This window comes from Paraburkholderia tropica (genome assembly GCF_900109265.1).
Classification (GTDB): Bacteria; Pseudomonadota; Gammaproteobacteria; order Burkholderiales; family Burkholderiaceae; genus Paraburkholderia; species Paraburkholderia tropica.
This window is the reverse complement of sequence record NZ_FNZM01000023.1, coordinates 88591-106788: the sequence shown is the minus strand read 5'-3', so window position 1 is coordinate 106788 and position 18198 is coordinate 88591. Positions and strand designations below refer to the sequence as shown.

General features: G+C 62.2%; 15 protein-coding genes. All 15 read right to left on the bottom strand.

The genetic code is table 11. The features are described from left to right. Positions 1 to 188: 188 nt before the first annotated feature. The 15 genes from BMY06_RS31755 to BMY06_RS31680 all read right to left on the bottom strand — a co-directional run bounded on the left by BMY06_RS31755 (position 189) and on the right by BMY06_RS31680 (position 17931). The gene (locus BMY06_RS31755; RefSeq protein WP_074987062.1) at positions 189 to 794 is read right to left on the bottom strand and encodes an IncC plasmid conjugative DNA transfer DtrJ family protein; all 606 of its coding nucleotides are present in this window, start codon (positions 792 to 794) and stop codon (positions 189 to 191) included. Further along, a complete protein-coding gene (locus tag BMY06_RS31750; protein ID WP_074987061.1) occupies positions 787 to 1047 on the bottom strand; it encodes a hypothetical protein in 261 nt (86 codons plus the stop codon). The genes BMY06_RS31755 and BMY06_RS31750 overlap by 8 nt, the downstream gene beginning before the upstream one ends. After that, positions 1004 to 1525, bottom strand: a complete 522-nt coding sequence (locus tag BMY06_RS31745) for a hypothetical protein (protein WP_074987060.1) — start codon at positions 1523 to 1525, stop codon at positions 1004 to 1006. Before BMY06_RS31745 ends, BMY06_RS31750 begins: the two co-directional genes overlap by 44 nt. Positions 1526 to 1538: 13 nt before the next feature. Then, on the bottom strand, positions 1539 to 3416 hold the full coding sequence (gene traD / locus BMY06_RS31740; RefSeq protein WP_074987059.1) for a conjugative transfer system coupling protein TraD: 1878 nt from the start codon (positions 3414 to 3416) through the stop codon (positions 1539 to 1541). Continuing rightward, on the bottom strand, positions 3413 to 4837 hold the full coding sequence (locus tag BMY06_RS31735) for a TraI domain-containing protein (protein ID WP_080180113.1): 1425 nt from the start codon (positions 4835 to 4837) through the stop codon (positions 3413 to 3415). The genes traD and BMY06_RS31735 overlap by 4 nt, the downstream gene beginning before the upstream one ends. Further along, on the bottom strand, positions 4834 to 5871 hold the full coding sequence (locus tag BMY06_RS31730; protein WP_161495524.1) for a type IV secretion system protein: 1038 nt from the start codon (positions 5869 to 5871) through the stop codon (positions 4834 to 4836). The genes BMY06_RS31735 and BMY06_RS31730 overlap by 4 nt, the downstream gene beginning before the upstream one ends. Positions 5872 to 5882: 11 nt before the next feature. Further along, positions 5883 to 6590, bottom strand: a complete 708-nt coding sequence (locus BMY06_RS31725; RefSeq protein ID WP_260696525.1) for a DUF4141 domain-containing protein — start codon at positions 6588 to 6590, stop codon at positions 5883 to 5885. Positions 6591 to 6633: 43 nt separating this feature from the next. Beyond that, complete coding sequence (locus BMY06_RS31720) at positions 6634 to 9114, bottom strand: VirB4 family type IV secretion system protein (RefSeq protein WP_074987057.1); 2481 nt, start codon at positions 9112 to 9114, stop codon at positions 6634 to 6636. Then, on the bottom strand, positions 9108 to 9440 hold the full coding sequence (locus tag BMY06_RS31715) for a VirB3 family type IV secretion system protein (protein WP_074987056.1): 333 nt from the start codon (positions 9438 to 9440) through the stop codon (positions 9108 to 9110). Before BMY06_RS31715 ends, BMY06_RS31720 begins: the two co-directional genes overlap by 7 nt. Next, on the bottom strand, positions 9427 to 9807 hold the full coding sequence (locus BMY06_RS31710) for a conjugal transfer protein TrbC (RefSeq protein ID WP_244144422.1): 381 nt from the start codon (positions 9805 to 9807) through the stop codon (positions 9427 to 9429). Before BMY06_RS31710 ends, BMY06_RS31715 begins: the two co-directional genes overlap by 14 nt. A 21-nt stretch (positions 9808 to 9828) precedes the next feature. Next, entirely contained in the window at positions 9829 to 10875 is a 1047-nt protein-coding gene (locus tag BMY06_RS31705; protein ID WP_074987055.1) for a TadA family conjugal transfer-associated ATPase, read from the bottom strand. A gap of 300 nt (positions 10876 to 11175) precedes the next feature. After that, the gene (locus BMY06_RS31700; RefSeq protein WP_074987114.1) at positions 11176 to 12372 is read right to left on the bottom strand and encodes a vWA domain-containing protein; all 1197 of its coding nucleotides are present in this window, start codon (positions 12370 to 12372) and stop codon (positions 11176 to 11178) included. Positions 12373 to 12379: 7 nt separating this feature from the next. Beyond that, positions 12380 to 13294, bottom strand: a complete 915-nt coding sequence (locus BMY06_RS31695; protein WP_074987054.1) for a hypothetical protein — start codon at positions 13292 to 13294, stop codon at positions 12380 to 12382. A gap of 649 nt (positions 13295 to 13943) precedes the next feature. Then, positions 13944 to 17075, bottom strand: a complete 3132-nt coding sequence (locus BMY06_RS31685) for a DEAD/DEAH box helicase (protein WP_074987052.1) — start codon at positions 17073 to 17075, stop codon at positions 13944 to 13946. A gap of 67 nt (positions 17076 to 17142) precedes the next feature. Continuing rightward, positions 17143 to 17931: a hypothetical protein gene (locus BMY06_RS31680; protein WP_074987051.1), complete on the bottom strand. Its 789-nt coding sequence runs from the start codon at positions 17929 to 17931 to the stop codon at positions 17143 to 17145. Positions 17932 to 18198: the final 267 nt, after the last annotated feature.

Sequence of the window (18198 nt, the reverse complement as noted above, 5' to 3'; positions counted from 1 at the left end):
TCACCGGAGAGGCGAAACACGTGCAAATGACGCGGCTTTTCGGATCTATCCGCACGGGCCGCCGCTCACAGCCCCGCACCACAATTCCGCACCATAACCCCGCAGGCTGCAGGCGCCTGTCGGCCAAAACGCAGAAAGCCCACAGGAAACTGTGAGCTTTCTGGTTCAACGAGCGGCGAAGTCCGGGTTCAGGTCGACGAGTTTGCTATCCACAGGAGCAGCGGCAGCGCGACCGCCGGTGCCGTCCAGCAGTTGGCGACCAGCGGCACCGGGAGCAGCAACACGACGAATGCACTGCCTGTGGTCATCAGCAGGGCGTGAATCGCAAGGTGGAACTTCAGCGGGCTTGCGAAGCCCGCGGCGGCCGCCCGAATCTTGCGCCGCATCGTCCCGTCCACCGTGGCCGCAAGGCACAGCAAGCTGATTCCGAGCAGCCAGGTTTTCATGACGACGGACCGGTAGACCGCGCGATACACAAGCATCCAGAACTGCTTTGCCCAGTTCTGCGCGAAAGCGTGCATGCCGTCAGCATCGAAATCGTCTTCGCCACCCGCATCAAGCGTCGCCTGCACCGCGCCAGAATCAACAAAGAGGGCCCGGAACAATGCGTTCGTTGTGTCGACGGCTGCCGCCGCGCGATCATCACCGAGGGTGCGCGCGACCGACTGCGACTCCACGTCGGTGACTTCGAAGAGCTGCCGGTTGGGGATCGCAGGCAACACCACCGCGGCGATCAATGGCAGCACAAAGAACCACCACTTCACGTGGCGCACGAACCGACTGCTGCTAGCCATGGAGCCACGCTCCGATTTCGCACAGGAGATAGACCGGAAAGGCGATGAGTCCGCTCATGCCGACCCAGAACCGCACAGGGTTTCGTGACATCACGACAGCAAGCGCCCAGGCGCGGGCCGGGCGGCCGCGGCGGAACTCTGCGGGCGGCGGCGCCTGCAGATCGTCCTGCGCGCGCACGGACAGCAGCACGCGCGCGGCGTACGCCTCGTCAATCCCCGACAGCTTCGCGATCAGCGTAGTCGTGAGCGACATCGTAGTCCTCGAAATAAAGACGGAAGGTTTCGCCGTTAAGCGCGCGTGCCGCCAGCTGGAAGGCCGCTGTCTTCTGCGTGATCCGCTCCGGGCAGGCTTCGTTCACCATCTCGGTGACGCCTGCGGCGAAGCGCGCTTCGAATTCCGTCACCGCTTCGAACATCGGCGACCAGACGTGCTCGCGCTCGCCTTCGCGCGCGACGTAGCGGCGCGCATACAGCAGATGCGCGCGCTGGAAAAGCCCGTGCATGAAGGCAACGTGCGGCTCCCCCGTTTTGCGCACGCGCTTGTACGAAGCGAGTCCGTCCTCGAGCATCTCGCGAACGAGGGGCTCGCACTCGCCGATAAACCGCTCGCCGATGAAATCGGCCAGACGCGAACACGCGAGCTCAAGCTCGGGTGCGATCGTGAAAACGGGCACGAGACGCGAGGAAAGACGGTTCTCGCGGATGATTTTCTTGAACACGGTGGAGTTCATGCGTTGTCTAGTTTTAGCCTTGGAGAATTGGAATACGTCCCTGATGCACTGAGCCGCCGGAAATGCGCAAGAAGTACTGCAGATTGGGCAACTTCTGGATCAGGACCGTCGGTATGAGCGGCACCTTTTCCAGTTGAAGCGAGCGCGTGACACCGCCATTGAATTCGCCGATGTGGCCTTCACTGCCACGGCTCGTGGAACCGGATATCTGCACATTGCGGATCGCGGTCTCCCCGACCTTGTCGGAGAACCATTGGGCCGTGTCGCTGTCTTCCAATCTTAGGACGATCTGGTTGTTCAGATTGCCCAAAACCTGCAGCATCTTCGCGGCATTTCCGAGGCGGGCCTCAAGGTCCGCGCGCGTCTGGAATGCCACGAACGCCTTGAAGCCTGCGCCGCGCCCCTTGTTGAGAATCTGGATCACCTGCTCGTTGATCGCCTCCGCGATTTCGTCGATGATCAGGACGATCTCGGGCCGCGTGGTGTAGAAGTTGTAGATCGCGCCACACACCGCCGCCACGTCAGCGAGCGCGAGCGAGGCGATCGCCTGCTGCACGATGTTGTTCGACAGCGAGTCCAGCTCCATGTAGAGGACCGCTTTCTGTCGGATGACCTTGTCGATATCCCAGATCTCGCGCTCATCCTCGAAGTCGTCGACCTTCGGAGCGAGCAGGAGGCCCGTTTCGCCGGTCGCGAGCATCTGGAGCAACGGCAACGCGGACGCGATGATCTTCATATAGTGCTCGCGATCATGCGTATGCGTCGCGATCAACCCGTCGATGGCCTCGTGTCCACGATCGTGCTTCGCGAAGCGCTCGTTGTAGATCATCACCATCGCGTCGACCTTCAGCGCAGCGGGGCCCCTGGTTATCTGTACCCTCGTTGTCGCAATCAGCTCTTCCCAGTTGTCGAGTTTCGCTTCGCGGAAAAACCGCTCCAGCGCGCGCTCCAGCAGATGCGTCACCCCGGACTGCGCGTACTTGAGGATGGAACGCAGATTGGGCTTGTCGCCGACGTAGAGTTCGCCTTTGACCGAGCGGTCGATGAACAGAAACGCAAACTGGCGAAACTGGCCCTCCTCCATCAACTGCGCGATGCGGCTGGGGATTTCGGACGGCTGGGACCAGCTTTCGAGCGGATTCAGGCGGATGGATTCGGACGGCTTCGCCTGGTTGAAGTAGAGAAATTTGCGGTTCGCGCGCTTGCATTCGCGCTCTACACGGCGCTTCCAGTCTTCATCGCGTTTCGGGTTGACGATGATCAGCACGTCGCCCAGGTGGATGACCTGCGTGGAGATGACCTCGTAGGTTCGGGTTTTGCCCGCGCCTGTCGTGCCGCCGACCAGCGTGTGGCCGCCGAGCGCCTTGTAGTGCAGCGGCACATAGCCCTTTTTCGGCTCCATGCCGTGAATCCACGATGCGCCTTGCGGCATGAGGTCCCGCACGCTGTCGGCGGGTGCGAACACTCTTTCGATCGCTGCCTCGATCTGCCGCCCACGCTTCGTTTTCCCGAGCCATTTCGGCAAGCCCGGAATATCCGTGGTCGGCATGCGAAGAATGTCGTGCGCGATCTGGCAATGCTTCTGTGTCCACTCGAAGCCGAGACCCAGGTACATCGAATCGACTTCGCTCCTCATGCGCTTCTGGATGGTCAGCAGACGCGGCACGTCCAGCGTCGTAAGCCACTTCGTCGAGATGGCCAGACGAAAGCGCAGCGCCTTCCAGATCTGTCGCCCACGGATCAGCACCGCCGCGAGCGCGAGCAGTTCGAACGCCCACCAGTACGGCATGCCGGAGAATGGCAGGGCCAGCAATGCAACCAGCCAGAAGACCCAGGCACGAAATTCGTAGATCGGCCGGAAATGGTCGATGTAGCTTGTGGCGCCGTTCATGCTTCGCGCTCCAGGATGAGTTCGCCCGCCCGCACTGCCAGCACGACCTCTGCCTGCACGTTAGAAACCAGCAGACCGCGGCGGCGCAGGTGTTCTACGAGGGTGTCGCTCGCCACACCGAAGCTGCCGACCAGGCGCTTCGGGATGGCGAGACCCTTGTCGGTCCACGCGACCTTTGCAGTTCCCGCCGCCACGTCCTCGCGCAGCGCGCGGAAGAATTCGCGGATCATGTTCGGCATCCCGTCGAGAACCTGATCGAAGTTGGGCGGCTGCGCGCTCGCATCGGCGCGAGCCGCGGGCGCGCGCATCGCTGAAGGATCGACCGCAACCGGTGCGGGCGTCTCGCCAGCGAACGGAAGGCCCATCTGCTGGTCGGGCTTCGTCGAGACAGCGTGTTTTGGCGAGCTGTCTGCGTTGGTCGCCCCAGTGGGACCGGGCGACGCGGGGGCGGGAGACTGAGTCGGGGCCACAGGCGTGGCAGCCGCCGTTGCATTCGGAGCCGAGGCCGTCGAAGACGGCGCGGTGGGCACGGTGACGGTCGGCGCGGCCTGAGCGTCGGTTGGCGGGGCGCCAGCCGGTGGTATGGCTGCCGTGCCGCTCGCCGCTGCTCCCGCTGCTCCCGCTGCCGCTGGCGTAGATGCGGGCGAAGGAGCAGGGGTGACAGCGGGCTGCACAGCCGCGGCGACGTGGATGGCGGCCGGCACCGGGTATTGGACCGGTTCATACACGCCCTGCTGCGCCTTGCGGTCGAAGTCCGCTGCGACCGCCACAGCCTGCCGGAGTACCTTGTGCACCAGCGATTCGTTAGCGTGCGGCCTGTCGATGGGGTTGATCGCCCCGAATAGCTCCGCGAGTACAGACGCTTCATATCCCGCAAGCAGCGAGTGGCCAATCAGGTTCTGCGCAAGAAGTGCGGTACGCATGCGCTCAACCGGCAGCGCTTGCGCGCGACGGTGCAACGCATATGCACTTCCAGCGAGCCACGGACCGAGCGCGCCGTGACCGGCTGGATTCCATTCCGTCCGGTCGCTCTCGCGCACCACCGTGAAATGGCGATACGGCTCGTCAAGCCCGGAGCAGACTGCGGCCAGGAACACCGCGTGGTTGTATTGCGGCTCGATTCGACGTCGCTGTTCCGACGGGAGGTTGGTGCCAAACTTCTGGCCGCCGGCGAGGCGCATTGCGTAGAACGCAGTCTCGACCGTGCACCGGAACGCACCGCCCGGTTCGCGGTAGAGCATCGGGGAGTACGGCAGGCTCGAGAACCAGTCGGCGCAGCGCGCGAGAACATCCCCCCACCGCGCCTGGTAGTCGGCGTCTCTCGCCTCGTTTGCCGCCTGCCGGATGAGCGCGACGCGACGATCGTGCAGACGCATCAGTTCGTCGCTCGCGCCAGGCTTGTGTGAAGTGGTCATGCTCATAGAAACGCCGCGGCCTTCGCGGCCGTCTGGGCCGCCTGTTTGAACATTCCGCCTGAAGCATTCGCGCCACCACCGAACATGGCCGCCATTTTCGGGATCTCGAATGAGAGAAGGAAAACGAAGAACGCGAGATCGAGGCAATACGTTGCGCCTTCCGACGTTACAAGGCCATTGGCCGCCGCCACGCTGATCGCAGAGCCAAGTGACGCAAATACGAGCTTCGAGAGGATCGCGGAAATCACGCAATACATCCCGGCGTGAATCATGTAATCAAGCCACGCCTTGAAAAACCCCCGCGTGAAACTTGAAAAGCCGAGTGCGAAAGCGATCTGCCCCATCACGATCCCGACAGCGGCCTGGATCAGACCTACGTTATTCATGTAGGCGAACACCAGACACGTAATCAGCAGGATGATGTACGCGACCAGCATCGGTATCATCGAGATGGTGATCGCGATGAAGTTAAGGGGATTCGCTCCCTTGAAGGCGGTCACTACTGCCTCATATGCTGAGCCGCTCGCCGCCGCCATTGAGGCGAATACCCCCTGGCCAGCCCCAGTCTGGATAAGATCGGCCAGCTTCTGGAACCACCCGAAAAAACCGGGCGCGAAGGTCTGATAGCCGATATACAGCGACGCGAAGATCCCCAGTATCGCCAGCTCTTCGAACAGGTCAGTCCACGCCTGGATTGGGTCGCGGGTCGCCGCGAACCGCACGAACGCGAGGATCATCGTGATCAGACCCAGGCCGCCCGCGAACTTGTCGGCCTCGCTCTTGACGCTCTGGCTGACGGTGACGGCGGCGGGAATGATCGCGGAGAAGAAACTTTGTATCTTGGTCAACGCGTCGTTCGCGCCTTTGGCGACCTCGCCTGCCTGTACCGTTACGCCGAACGTATTGTTACCACTCGATGCGGGACTGATTGTGGTGCCGGCCGCGACGGCGGTTGTATCGTCCGCCAGCGCGAGGGGACTGGCGACGCAGACAGCGGCCACAAGCATCGCGCTGAGCGCCCTGAGCAGGATCGGTAGCATCGTGTCGAACCTCATTGCGCCTGGAGCGAGCCGAGATGCGCGCGCTCCGCGTCCTGTCGCGCCGTAAATTCTGCAGCCGCCGCCGCACGATCTTTGGCCGCCTGATTGTCGGATGCCTCCTGTTGCGCCTCGCCTTGCGTCTTCGCGGCGGTCATGTTGAGCAGGTCCGACATCTGGCTCGACACAATGTCGAGGTAATGTGTGGTCAGTTGGGCCGTCGCCTCCTGCGTCGGACTGAGCGACAGTTGCGACTGGAGTTCGGCGCGCCGCTGCGCGAGCGTCTGCGTGTGCGACGACACATCGTTGCCCATCTGGAACAGCTTGGTCGCCGTGGCGTCGCCCTGCTTGTAGAGCTCGTTCATGTCCGACAGCCACTGGGACGGCGATTTGCCCGACGACGAGATCAGGTTCTGAACGTGCGAGATGTACTGGCTACCTTGCTGGAGATTGCCGTACAGATCGGTCAGGTTTGTCACGTATTTGTTGATACTCGTGAGGTCCCCGCTGATCTGGTCGTACTGTGCCTTCATCGCCGTCGGATTCAGGTTTGTCGCCTGGAGGAGCTGGTTCGCCATCATCTGGTACTGGTAGGCGATGTTGGTGTCCTGATAAATCTCGCCCTTCACGGCCTTGGCCGCCGTGATGAAGTTCTGCGCGAAGTTCGTCGGATCGAAGACGACCCATTGGGCCTGTGCAGCCGAGGACATGGCGAGGAGCATTGCCGCTGCAACCGCGGCGCGGAGATTGAGCTTTTTCACGGTTTCACCTGTCATTCGAGAGTGAGCATTTCCTGCATATAGTTTCGCGCCAGTGCTCGGCGCCCGACGTGAAGTGCTTGTCGAGGATGTTCTGGGCACGCCCGTCGGCGCGCATTGCGGCGAGGGTCTCCTTGTCGAAGCTGGTTTGCAGCATGCGCGAGGTCGTGGGCGTCACCCACAGGTAGTCGCGGTTGGGCACCGCATCAGCGATCTGGTCGATCTGGCCGTCCGAAAGGCCAAAAATGTCCGAGTACAGACTCCGGTTGCTGCGTGCGTCCGGATTGGCCAGATAGACGATGTTCTGCAACTGCTCTTTCAGGATCTCGAAGTTCGGCACGCGCTCAAGCTGCTTGAGCGACTGCGTGGCGAGCGCGAGCATGGCGTTCAGACGCCGGATCGTCACTGCCCACAATTCGAGGCGGGCGTAGAAGCGCGGATACATGAAGAAGAAGCCGCACTCTTCGACTTCGATCACCGTGAAGCGCTTTCCGTCGAGCCACTGCGAGATGCGGTAGAACGCGTAGTCCATGAAGAGGATCGCGGCCTCCGGATTGTTCTGGAAGAGGTCGCCACACTCGATAGACAGGTTCTCGGAAAGCGAAAACGCGTCGTCCCTGTGGTCGAAGTACTGCCCGTTCTTTTCTCCGGCCGTCCAGATGCGGAGCCGGTCGCGCAGTTCCGCCGACAGCGTGGCCGTCAGGTACGAGAGCGTCCAGAATTCGGGCTCGTAACCCTCGCCGAGCATCATCACCTTCTCGAAGATCTCGCGCTCCTGCTGCGGCGTGCACCTGAAATCCTCGTCCTCGATCGCCATCTGCACCCACGTGGACACGTATTCGTAGTGACGGCGGTCGAACAGCAACGAGAGCGGATTCACGCTCGTTGCTGCCTGATAGCGGCCGGTCACGTCGATGAAGTGCCCGCCGGAGAGCACAGTGGGAATGCGCGTGGAGCGCTCTTTATCGAAGCGGATGCGGCGTGCGTCGTGCCGCGCCATCTGCGACAGCAGATAGTTCAGGATGATGGTCTTGCCCGCGCCGTTCGGACCGACCACCAGCAGGTGCGCGCGGCCGCTCGGATGGTGCAGCACGACGCGCTGGAGTGTGCGGTGCCGCGTCGGCAGCAGCGTAACCGGCCCGGTCTTGCGGCCGAACTGCTGGGTCAGCCATTCGTTGACCTCTGGGCCTTCATGCACACCACGCAGCGGCGCAACGTCCGACACCGCGGCGGTCTCGACGAACTGGAGACGCTTTTGCTGATCCCATCGGCCGGGCAAGGTCGATGCCCACGCCGCGCCGAGATTGCGCTCCTCGAGCACCACGCCAAAGCCGGCGTTGCTGATCCGCCCGACCACGTCAGCCGTTGCCTGATCGCATTCGTCGACGGTCTCGCCGTAGACGATGATCGAGATGTTCGCGAAGCCAAACTGCTGGCCGTCGGCGGTCAGCCGCGAGAGTGCATCCTCCGCCTCGGTGGCGAGCGTCTCGCGCCCCTTGTCGTTCTTTTCCTGCTCCTTCGTGATGTACTGCTTGATCATCGCCCAGGGATTAATCGCAGCGACCTTGTAGAACTTGCGCATCGCCTTGATGAACGCCTCGGCGCGGCTCGTATTGAGGAAGCGGAACATCACGCAGATGTCGAGTTCCGCGTCGACGTCGCCCAGCACGTCGAGCGCCGCTTCCTGAAACCCGAGCCACTCCTTGACTGCGATGATCTTTGCGAACCGCTTGCCGTGCGCGGACTCGAAAAGCAGATGCTCCGCGCCATAGGTCACGTGTGATTCGGTGAGATGCGTGTCGAGCATCGTCACCGGATAACGGACGCGCCGCGGCGGCACCGACGGGTTCGCCGTCTGATGCAGGTACGCGAGCGCATTCTGCAATTCGAGGCGCTTCATCTTGAGCCGCCCCACCCCGCCGCGCCACGCGTCGAGCACGCCCTCGAACCGTTTGATATCGGCGGTGAGCTGGTCGATGTCGAACGCGAACGCGTTGCGCGTGAGCAGCTGATCCCGGATCGACTCGAAGATCGCCAGCGGCAGCGACTTGCCGCCCACCTTGAGGTGATAGCCGACCTTCTCGAAGAACTTGTTGATGCCGCTCTCGGGCGTGAAGGCAAGCGACACCGAATGGGTATTGAGGAAGTACTGACCGCTCGTCGCCGCTTTCTGGTTGATCTCGTCGATGCGCGCGTCCATCGGCGACGCGAAACCGCCCTCGATCGTGCTCCTGACGCGCCGCTTCGAGCGTCGCCACCACGCGGTAACACGATGGTCGAAGTTCTTGCAGGCGTGATCGAGATTGTTTCGCGCAGCGGCGATATCGCCCACGTTCGGCGTATCGGCGTCGATACCCTCAAACGTGAACGACGTCAGCAGCGAGCCGTCCTTGTCGAGCACAAGCTGGGGCGTCACCATGGTCGCCCACGGCGCGATCTCGTGAACGGGGCTGCGCTTGAGCGACCCGCGCTTTGCGGCTTTCAGCATGGAAGATCCTGATCGAATCCGTAGGGGCGACGAAAGCGCGCCGAGGTCTTGTGCATCGGCGACGCCTCGTGCACGTCCGGGTAGCGGTTGTAGATGATCAGCACGACGCGCCACCACGGGTCCCGCGCACTCATCCAGCGCAGGAAGATGTGCACGCCAATGCCCAGACCAACGAAGGCCGGGATCATGACGAGGTCGAAGCCGCACGAATAACAGAGCAGCACCGTGATCAGACCGTTGCCGAGCGCGAGAACGCGATCAGCGCCGCCAATCTGCCGGGGCAGCGAGAGCGCGCGGCTGACCTTGATGCGCTTACGTGCAGACATAACTGATCTTGAAGTGGTTTTTCAGGATCGGCAGCGCACAGGCGGCGAGACCGATGCCCAGCACGCAGCCCGAGAGGATCTTGGCGATCGTGCCTTCGGACGACGCGATGGCGATGAAGCCGAAAATCAGGAGGACGAGGCCAATACCAAAGAGCCACGGGCCGCTGATCCAGCCGGAGATAAGACAGATGACGTCCGTGGCGGACGACAGATCTGACAGGTCAGTTGCCGACGCGAGGGGCGCAATCGCGCTCAGCGCCGCAGCGATGAGTGTCGTGCGCAGTTCGCGTCGGCCGAACAGCCACGCGCCCGCTGCCCGGGTTTGGCGGGCGGCACGTTTGAGGTTAGACAGCAGTTGCTTCATCATGGATTGGTCCACTCCTGTGGATTAGAAAACGCGTTTGAGGATGTAGTCGCCGTTGTCGGCACCGCGGATTTCGAGAATTTCGGAGACGTGGCGCAGCTCGCCGGTGCGCTTCATGTGCACGACGTAGTGAAAGCAACTGGCGATGTTTTCCCGCAGGTCGGATATGTCCCAGCGCGTGCCGGACGGCACGCCGAGCATCGCGAGACTTTCGAGCCGCCGCAGGCCCCCGCGGGCGTCGCTTGAGTGGACCGACGCCATGCCGCCGTCGTGGCCAGTGCTCAGTGCCTGGATGAGGTCGTACGCTTCGCCTGCACGCACTTCGCCGACGACGATCCGGTCCGGACGAAAGCGCAGGCAGAGCGCGACCAGCATCTGCGTGCTCACGCCAGTGTCGGTGTTCGAGAGCAGTCGCAGCAGGTTCGGCACGGTGAGCTTCAGCTCCGCCGTGTCCTCGATCGTGATGACCCGATCTGTGTCGGGAATTTCTGCGCCGATCGCATTGAGCAGCGTCGTCTTGCCCGAAGATGTCCCGCCCGCGACGAGGATGTTCTTGCGCGCGAGCACGATTTCGCGCAGCGCCTGCTGCAACGCTTCGTTCTCAGCGCCGGGCGGGAAAAAGTCGTGCTCGTGGTCGTCGCGCGCCCGCGCGCGCGAAAACGCGCCCGCTCGCACGTAATCGCCAAGCGACAGGTTCTGGTCGCGATGCTTGCGGATCGCGAACGCGTCGCCGTTGATCGCGGTCGGTCGCATGACGGCAGCGATACGCAGATTGCCGTGGCCGGCGTTCAGAATGCCCTGGCCGGTCCCTGCTCTCGCCGACTTTTCGACGGACGATGCGAGCGCGTGAATCGCGCCGTTCACCATCGCCGGATGGATTTCGAGATCAAGGCGACTGAGCACGCCACGGCGTTCGATCCAGATATCGCTCGGATGGTTGACCATCACCTCGGCAACGTCGGGCGCTGCAAAATATTCCTGTAGCGGACGCAGCGATGCGAAGAACAGTTCGACCGCGCTCTTTTCGAGGCGGTTAAAACGCAGGAGGGGGGTATCGGCAGCTTCGGACATGCTGGTATTTTTCCGGCGCGCCGTCGCCGCGATGGAGCGAAAGGGCCGCTATATTCGGCAGCTTTGTCGTGACGTCTTCGCTGGCCTTCGAGGAGCCCATCGCGCGCTGGTTCGTCGATTCGGAGGTGACAGGCGCCTGTCGGCCTCTTTGCAGAAAGCTCCACTTTTTGTGAAGCTTTTGATCGGCCTGGCCGAACACGAATCGCGTAGCTGATGGCTGATTTCGTTGTGCTGCGGACAAAAAAAAGCCCGACTCAAAAGCCGGGCGGGTTGCAGGGGACAGCCTCGACCAGACCTCGGTCAGGCATCGACATAAACCACTTCGCCGAAGGGGGGCTTCGGCGCGCGGCGCAACGGGGTCGTGGATGCCCAGAAAACCGGGTACGTCACGTCGAAGTCTGGAAAGCGCCCGAGCATGTCCGACAGATACGCGAGCGCGTCAGGCGTGATGCCCATCTCCTCAAGGACCCTGAACGGGTCGATGAACACGGAACCTCCGCCGCCCTTGACCGGCTTTATCTCGATCGGGTCGCCCTCCTCGAATATCTGGATTTGGGTGACCAGGGTATCGCAGTCCATCACGATCAGACGTTTCGGACGCAGCTCTTCCGCAATCTGCCGGATTTCCGCCGCGAACTGCTTCTGCGTCTCATCGAAGACCGAACCACTGGAATCCCGGACAACGACGATCGTGCCCAACGAGCGGGAGTAGCGCGCTGGCAGGTAGAAGCCGAGATGCAGATAACGGCGATTCGGCATGGCAAAGCTGCAATCGTCCGTAGTCGGATGCTGGAAAAAGCGCATCAGGAGCGGTCGCCAGTCCACCGCCGCCTCACCCGCTTCATCTACGACCGTAGTGAGCCCTCCGGGCAGTTTGCCGCGCATCTGGGCTGCTTTCGCAGCCTGAAGCGTGGCCACCTGCCATTCGGCTTCCTTTACCGCCTTGTCGCTGGCCTTCGGGTAAGGGCGGACCTCGCCGCAGGACGGTGCGGAAGATTGATCGGGAGCCGCTGACGGTGTGTTCGCGCCGTTCGCGGGTGCCTGTTGCCCACCAGGCGCGTTCGCCCCCGGTTTGCCGCCAGACTTCTCCTGTTCCTTCTGCCTCGCCTCCTGCGTGAGGACCGCGTAAATCTCCTCTGCCGATTTGCCGTGAAAGCGCGGACCGTCGAGGCAACCTGGCGGCAATGCCATGCCAGCCTGCCTGACAATGGGGTTGATCGCGTAATCGCACGCGTCGTTCCAGCGCTCAGCGTCGCGCGGGCCCTGCCGGAAACAGTGCCCGCCCGCCACATGTAGGATCTCATGCGCGAGAACGCCACGACACTCATGATCGTTGAGGGTAGCGAGGTATGCCGGGTTGTACCCCAGCGATTCCCCATCCACCCAGAACGTCTTGCATGTCGCATCCTCGACCACCTCCAGGCGAAGCGCCAGCACGCCGAAAAACGGTTGGTCCATCACCAGCGCCGTGCGCTGCTTCGAGATGCGGGGATCCATCCTCACCTCACGCTGCGATGCGCAGTTGCGGCGCGTGGCCCGGCTTCGGCATGGCCACCTGCGGCTTGCCGCCCATGAAGGCCTCCATGAGTTCCTCGATCTCGCTGGCCTTCGCGGCCACCTGCGAGCGAAGCACGTCGGATTCCTTCAGGTCGTTGCCCGTGTGCACGGCCAGATGACGCTTGGCCTGTTCGAGAATATGGACGAGCTGCGGATCGTTGCTGAAATTTAGCTTCGGCAGCAGCCCGCACAGCTCGCGCACATTGACGGCCACATCCATACGCACGTTGTTGCTCGCGTACAGGCGGTTTGCCATCGCCGACACCGCGTCGTAGAGGCGGTGCACGATGTCCTGACTGGCGTTGTTGATCGAGCGCATCACGTGCTGATCGATTTCGCCACGCAGGCTCGTGAGCACGTCTTCGGGCAGATCGACACCGAACTGGCTGGCGTCAGGAAACGGCAGCACCGACATGCGAACACCGAACTTCTCGCCAAGCTGCGCGAGCGTCGGATAGTCCGCCTCGTTGAAAAGGCCGTTCATCTCGGCGCGAGCGAGTTCCTTGAGGTCGAGGTAGTCGGTCAGGAAAACCTGCACGGCCAGATCGAACTCATCCTTCATGCGGCGCATCTGCTCCGCGAACTCCATGTAGATCTGGGTCGGCAGCAGACGCACGGAGAGCTGGTTGTATTCCAGCGTGTGGTCATAGAAGTGGCGGCGGATGCGACCGCCCAGCGACAGCACTTCCTTGAAGCTCGGCGCGTGCTCGGGCAGCAGTCGCTTGTTGAAGCGGCCGATGCCCTTGGTGGCGTGGTTCTTCTCCACCTCCTCGGTGACTTTCTCATCGAAGCGGCGGGCCGCCCACGACGAGATGGTGACCGAGCACAGCATGACGCGAGATTGGATATCGGTGATGTTCATGGAAATAGCTCCAGAAATAATTGGATGAATGAGGCAGGAAAGGGCGAAAGCGATGCGGGCTACCCTTGCGGTGGCCGAACAACGAAGGAAAGCGGGGTCCAGTACCGGTTGCCCGGGAAGGACGACAGATCACGACACCTGCGGTCCAGAATCGATTCGCTCGATATGTCGGTGGATGAAAGAGATGCGCGTCGGGAGACGGCGAAGAAAGGACTGCTGCAGTTAGCCGGAAAGAGTGATGCCCGGCAGGGTCGATGCGTCAAAAGACGCGAGATGCAGGCCCATCGTAACCATGCGCCGCGCCGTCGTCGGAACGAATCATGATCAGAAATGGCCAGCTTTCACCGCGGCGGCGCTGGAATAGAAAAGGGGGGCGCCGGAATTCCCGTCGCCCCCCTTTTTTCAACACCTCGTCACGCTTGCGAGGACTGGATCGGACGTGAGAGCAGCGTCGTAACCGCTCCACTCACCGACCACCCTGAGAAGGTGTTCTCGTGCGACTCATGCACCAGGCGATCAAGACAAAGCACCTCGGTCCCCTCGCGCTCGACGCGCCCGAGGATCGCAGCGACAGTCGCAGCGCTTGATCCTTCACGCTTGACGGTTACCACACCGTCGCCTACCAGAACGGTCACCGGCCGGTCGTGCCTCATGCAGCCTCCTTTAGCAGCTTGCGCATATCAATTTTCTTCTCCCCATGTAGCAAGGCAACATCTTCAACGAACTGGTCGAGCAGCGTATCCATATGCAGAAACGCTTCGTCTTCCATCTCTGGCGTGGCCCAGTCGAGTCCCGCCTGCATCGCATCGCGCTTGTGCGCAACCATCTGGTCCTGGTAGAGATCGATGCTACCAGGCAGGTGGAAGTACTCCACCTGCAACGTTCCCTTCCGGTTCCAGCGAAGCGCGCGGCGCATCGCCTGATACTCGGCACGCCACGTCCACGAACGGTCATAAAACAGCACGTAGTCGGCGTTCGGCAAGTTATAGCCTGCGCGACCGGACTCTTTTGTGGACAACAGCGCCGTCGCAAGTCCGGTGATAAAGCGCGAGTCCTTTGCTTTCACGCGCTTTGCGATCGGGATGCCTCCGTGGAACAGCACCGACTCCACCTTGCTCGCCTGAAGCTCCTGAGCGATCCGGTCGAGCACACCGGGATTCTCGGCAAAGAGAATCGCCTGTTTGCCCTCGGCGGCAATCTCGCGCATGCGCTCAACGACCGCGCGCTGCTTGCTGGTCAGCCCACGCACAGTGCCAACCCCTTCCATCCCATACGGCGGGAAGTTGGCTGCGAAGTGCACGGCACGGATGCGGGCCAGCACCGTGACGAGATTGCATCGACCGCCGTCCTTGCGTCTGTCGCGGTACCAATCCGCAAATTCATCGGCCGCCTTCAGATACACCGCCAGATGATCCCGATCCCAATCAATCTCGTGTACACGGGTAGCGGGCGGATCGACACGAATGTACTTCGCAACGTCGGGCTCGCACACAAGACGGCGCTTCAGATGCGGAGCAAGCATCGCGCGATACTGCGGCAGGTTCCCAATCTTCGGTACCTCGCGTTTCGCACCGTCCTGCAGGCTTTCCGCAAATTGCCAGGTGACCCACTCCGTGACCACGAAGTCATCCCGGAAGCGGTCGATGCCACGCTGCGCATACTCCACGGACGTCAGCCAGCACGGCTCAAGAAAGCCGCGCCGGTATCCGTACGGTTGTGCGGCCGTCCCATCGCCTCCAGAGAAGGCGATCAGGCCGAACGCATCGCGGGGATAGTTGGGGATCGGGCTGCCGGTGAGCACATAGCGGCGGCGCGCTGATAACCTCCACAGCGCCCGGCTCTGCTCACTGGTGGGGTTTGCGAGCCGCTCGCCCTCGTCAGCCACCAGCAGCCCGATACGCCGACGCAACCGATGTGCGTAGGTCGCACGACGCGACTTCGAAGCGTCGACTACCATGCGCAACCGCTCGTACGAGATCAGGTTGAAGCGTCGCAGATCATCGAGGTCCGCAGCTGACTCGATGACCTTCACCTCCGCCGGATCGATCGGGGTGAGTGCCGCTTCAGCCAGCATTTCCGCGATCAACCGCGACTCGACAACGATCAGGCCATGCTTGACGCCAGCAGCGAGAATCATCGCGAGCGCAAGCCGCGACTTCCCGCAGCCCTGCTCCCACGCGATCACGCAACCGGTCGGCTTCATCAGTGTCTCGATCAGGTCATCCACCTGGAAATCCCAGTCAAGCCACGCCGGGATTCCGAGGGACTCAACACGGCGACGCAACGCGGCGGCATGAGCGGGGAAACGACCGGCCAGCCCCTTATGGACAATCTCCCAGCCCTGGACGACGTTCTCCACGGCAAAGCGCGCGTTGAGCTCGTCGGCCGCAAGCCAGTAGTTGCCCCCGTTGCACACATATCGATAGCGTCCGTCGCCATCACGCTCGAACGTCATGGACTCACCCGCCTTGATGAGCGGGCTCGCCCATCGCTGCTCATCCACCTTGTGGGTGACTCGCGAGGTTCCGGTTACGAAGTTCGCCGACCCCGCACCGGCCGTATAAACCTCGTGGCGCAACGGCGTACCCTGTCGTTGCGAACGACGCCGCCGCCGCTGAAGGTGCTCGCGCAGCCCCGCCGCGACGAGAGGATTCCCGCCAGCGTCACGGATGCACGCGAGCAGTTGGTCGAACGCCGCACCAGGATCGTCCTGCACGAGATACGCCTCGAGATCCAGCCTTCCTTGTCCGGCGAATCGAAACCCTGTCGGCAAGCGATGTCCATCCGAGGAGAAAATCCGGTGATCGAAAATAGCGTTGAGCACCATCGCCTCGGTGAACCCACACCCGAAGCCGAGCCGAATGCGACGACCGTCATGCGCTACGCGCACGCGGCAGTCGCCCGTGACCGGCCGGGTGATCGCGGGAACCGAGTCGTCCAGCGTCTGCAGATTCAGGCGCGGGCGGTCGAAGAACCCCTCCTCCCAGTGCAACCCAAGTGCGGGGGCCGGCGCGTTAAGCACCGCTGACGCACGGACGAAATCGCCCCGTCTTACCCGATAGCGATCGAAAACAAGCACCGCTGTTCTGACCGTCGCGCCCTCCTCCCTGAACGCATCGTCTGGCAGCTCGAAGTAGCCTGCCAGACGCGCAGCCGCTCGGTAATAGAAGGCATTGCCCGCCTGGGTCGCGCCCGCGATAGCTTCTGCCATGGTGGCAGGTAGAAGCGCGACAACGATGTTTGCGCCCTCAAGCGCCTGAGCAAGTGCGTAGTCATGTGAGAGCGCACTGGTGTTCGGCCCATACCGGCCCGCGCTTGTGCATCCGAGAGGTTGGAGGTGCGGCGATTCGAGATGCACGGAAAAAGGCGGGTTGATGATCGCGATGTCGTACCGCGAAGGCCGGATATCTTCCATCCCGGCGCGCCTGATCGTGACAGAAAACCCGGCAGCCTCGAACGCGGCCTGACACGCCACAACGACAGGTTCGTGGACGTCAACGCCCGCGATCGTATGCCGCTCCGGATCGGCGTACTGAAGCAACCGACCAGATCCAATGGAATTATCGAGTACATAGACCTTGCGCTTCGGGCAAAACCGCTCGACGAAACCCCACATGTAGCGCGCGACCAACTCCGGCGTGAAGAACTGGCCAAGATGTCGACGCCGTGCCGCGGCCAGTTCTCCCTGATGCGCAACGCCTTGATCGAGCGCGCCAAGACTCTGGATCCGTCGTAGCGGCGCATACCAGTCCCTGGCCTCAAAATCGAAACCGAATTGCATAAAATCTCCGTAGAAATGAAGAACGGCCCGCCGAAGCGAGCCGATGATGTAGAGAAGCGCGGTCAGATCAACCGCGCGTCGAGAGGTAGGCTGCGCCGAACTCACTGATAAACAGCGACAGCGCATCGCCCACAGCGAAGGAGAACCGGCACTGCCACTTGTCGTTGAACCGTGTCACGTCGAGCCCGCTGAAGGACAACTTCGCGCGCGAGCTGTATTCCTCCCCCAAAAACCGCCCGTCGGCGAGTTGCGAAGCCAGCTCGTCGAAGCTTGCCTTTCGCGCCACGGTAGCGAGACCACGAAAACATGCACTTACACGATCTCGCGCATACACACTCAGGGTCCGCTGTCCTTTTCGGTTCCAGCATTCTTCGCTCTGGGCTGACATGTCGATCACGACGCCGCTGCTCGTTCGCTTCATCTCCGAGCTTGGCTTGAGATAGAACCCGTCGATGATCGAGCGCGCTGCCTGCTCGTAGGCGAGCGTTGCGCCGCCCTCGCCCGAGAACTTACGTTCCAGATGGCGCCACAGCGCGTCAAGATCAGGGACTTCCCCTTTTTCCAGCGCCTCATGCAGGTCGATCCCGCACTCTTCGAGTTCGTCCTCGCGGGCGATACTCAAACTGCCTCCCGGCGGCGCGAAGTTTCTGCATGCTCGCCGCACGATCGCAGCAGCAAGATCTCTGCAAAAGCTTGAAAGCTCACGCTCGGTCTTGTAACTCGATCGCGTCTTCGTTGCATGCAGATAGGACTCGACGTTGGGAAACAGAAGCCTCTCAGCGCGAGACACGGCATGGTACGCATCGGCAGCAGCAACCTGCGCGGCCTTGAACTGTTCGATGAGTTCGTTAAACACATTGCACTCCTGGCGGAAATGGATGGAGGAGCGCGCCCCAGCAGGGGCGTGCTCCTGCGAGGGGAAATAAGCGTTGGCTAAGAGGTTCTCCGGCGGCGAGTCGCCGCCGGAATTGGTGCATCAAACGCCGTAATGACGTCGCACAAGGCGACGACGTTGGGCGAAGGGCAAACCGAGCGTGACGGAAATCGGCGAGCACGCAACGAGGTGTCGAAGCGCTGCAGCGCGATACGAGGGGGAGTGAAGGTCACTAGCTTTCACGATAGT

What these genes read in the sequence shown, in the direction of transcription:
- BMY06_RS31725 (WP_260696525.1), bottom strand. Translation starts at nt 6,590, where the DNA reads ATGCTCCTCGCCATGTCCTCGGCTGCACAGGCCCAATGGGTCGTCTTC.
- BMY06_RS31735 (WP_080180113.1), bottom strand. Translation starts at nt 4,837, where the DNA reads ATGAGCATGACCACTTCACACAAGCCTGGCGCGAGCGACGAACTGATG.
- BMY06_RS31685 (WP_074987052.1), bottom strand. Translation starts at nt 17,075, where the DNA reads ATGCAATTCGGTTTCGATTTTGAGGCCAGGGACTGGTATGCGCCGCTA.
- BMY06_RS31730 (WP_161495524.1), bottom strand. Translation starts at nt 5,871, where the DNA reads ATGCTACCGATCCTGCTCAGGGCGCTCAGCGCGATGCTTGTGGCCGCT.
- BMY06_RS31720 (WP_074987057.1), bottom strand. Translation starts at nt 9,114, where the DNA reads ATGCTGAAAGCCGCAAAGCGCGGGTCGCTCAAGCGCAGCCCCGTTCAC.
- BMY06_RS31750 (WP_074987061.1), bottom strand. Translation starts at nt 1,047, where the DNA reads ATGTCGCTCACGACTACGCTGATCGCGAAGCTGTCGGGGATTGACGAG.
- traD (WP_074987059.1), bottom strand. Translation starts at nt 3,416, where the DNA reads ATGAACGGCGCCACAAGCTACATCGACCATTTCCGGCCGATCTACGAA.
- BMY06_RS31745 (WP_074987060.1), bottom strand. Translation starts at nt 1,525, where the DNA reads ATGAACTCCACCGTGTTCAAGAAAATCATCCGCGAGAACCGTCTTTCC.
- BMY06_RS31710 (WP_244144422.1), bottom strand. Translation starts at nt 9,807, where the DNA reads ATGATGAAGCAACTGCTGTCTAACCTCAAACGTGCCGCCCGCCAAACC.
- BMY06_RS31755 (WP_074987062.1), bottom strand. Translation starts at nt 794, where the DNA reads ATGGCTAGCAGCAGTCGGTTCGTGCGCCACGTGAAGTGGTGGTTCTTT.
- BMY06_RS31705 (WP_074987055.1), bottom strand. Translation starts at nt 10,875, where the DNA reads ATGTCCGAAGCTGCCGATACCCCCCTCCTGCGTTTTAACCGCCTCGAA.
- BMY06_RS31695 (WP_074987054.1), bottom strand. Translation starts at nt 13,294, where the DNA reads ATGAACATCACCGATATCCAATCTCGCGTCATGCTGTGCTCGGTCACC.
- BMY06_RS31700 (WP_074987114.1), bottom strand. Translation starts at nt 12,372, where the DNA reads ATGGATCCCCGCATCTCGAAGCAGCGCACGGCGCTGGTGATGGACCAA.
- BMY06_RS31715 (WP_074987056.1), bottom strand. Translation starts at nt 9,440, where the DNA reads ATGTCTGCACGTAAGCGCATCAAGGTCAGCCGCGCGCTCTCGCTGCCC.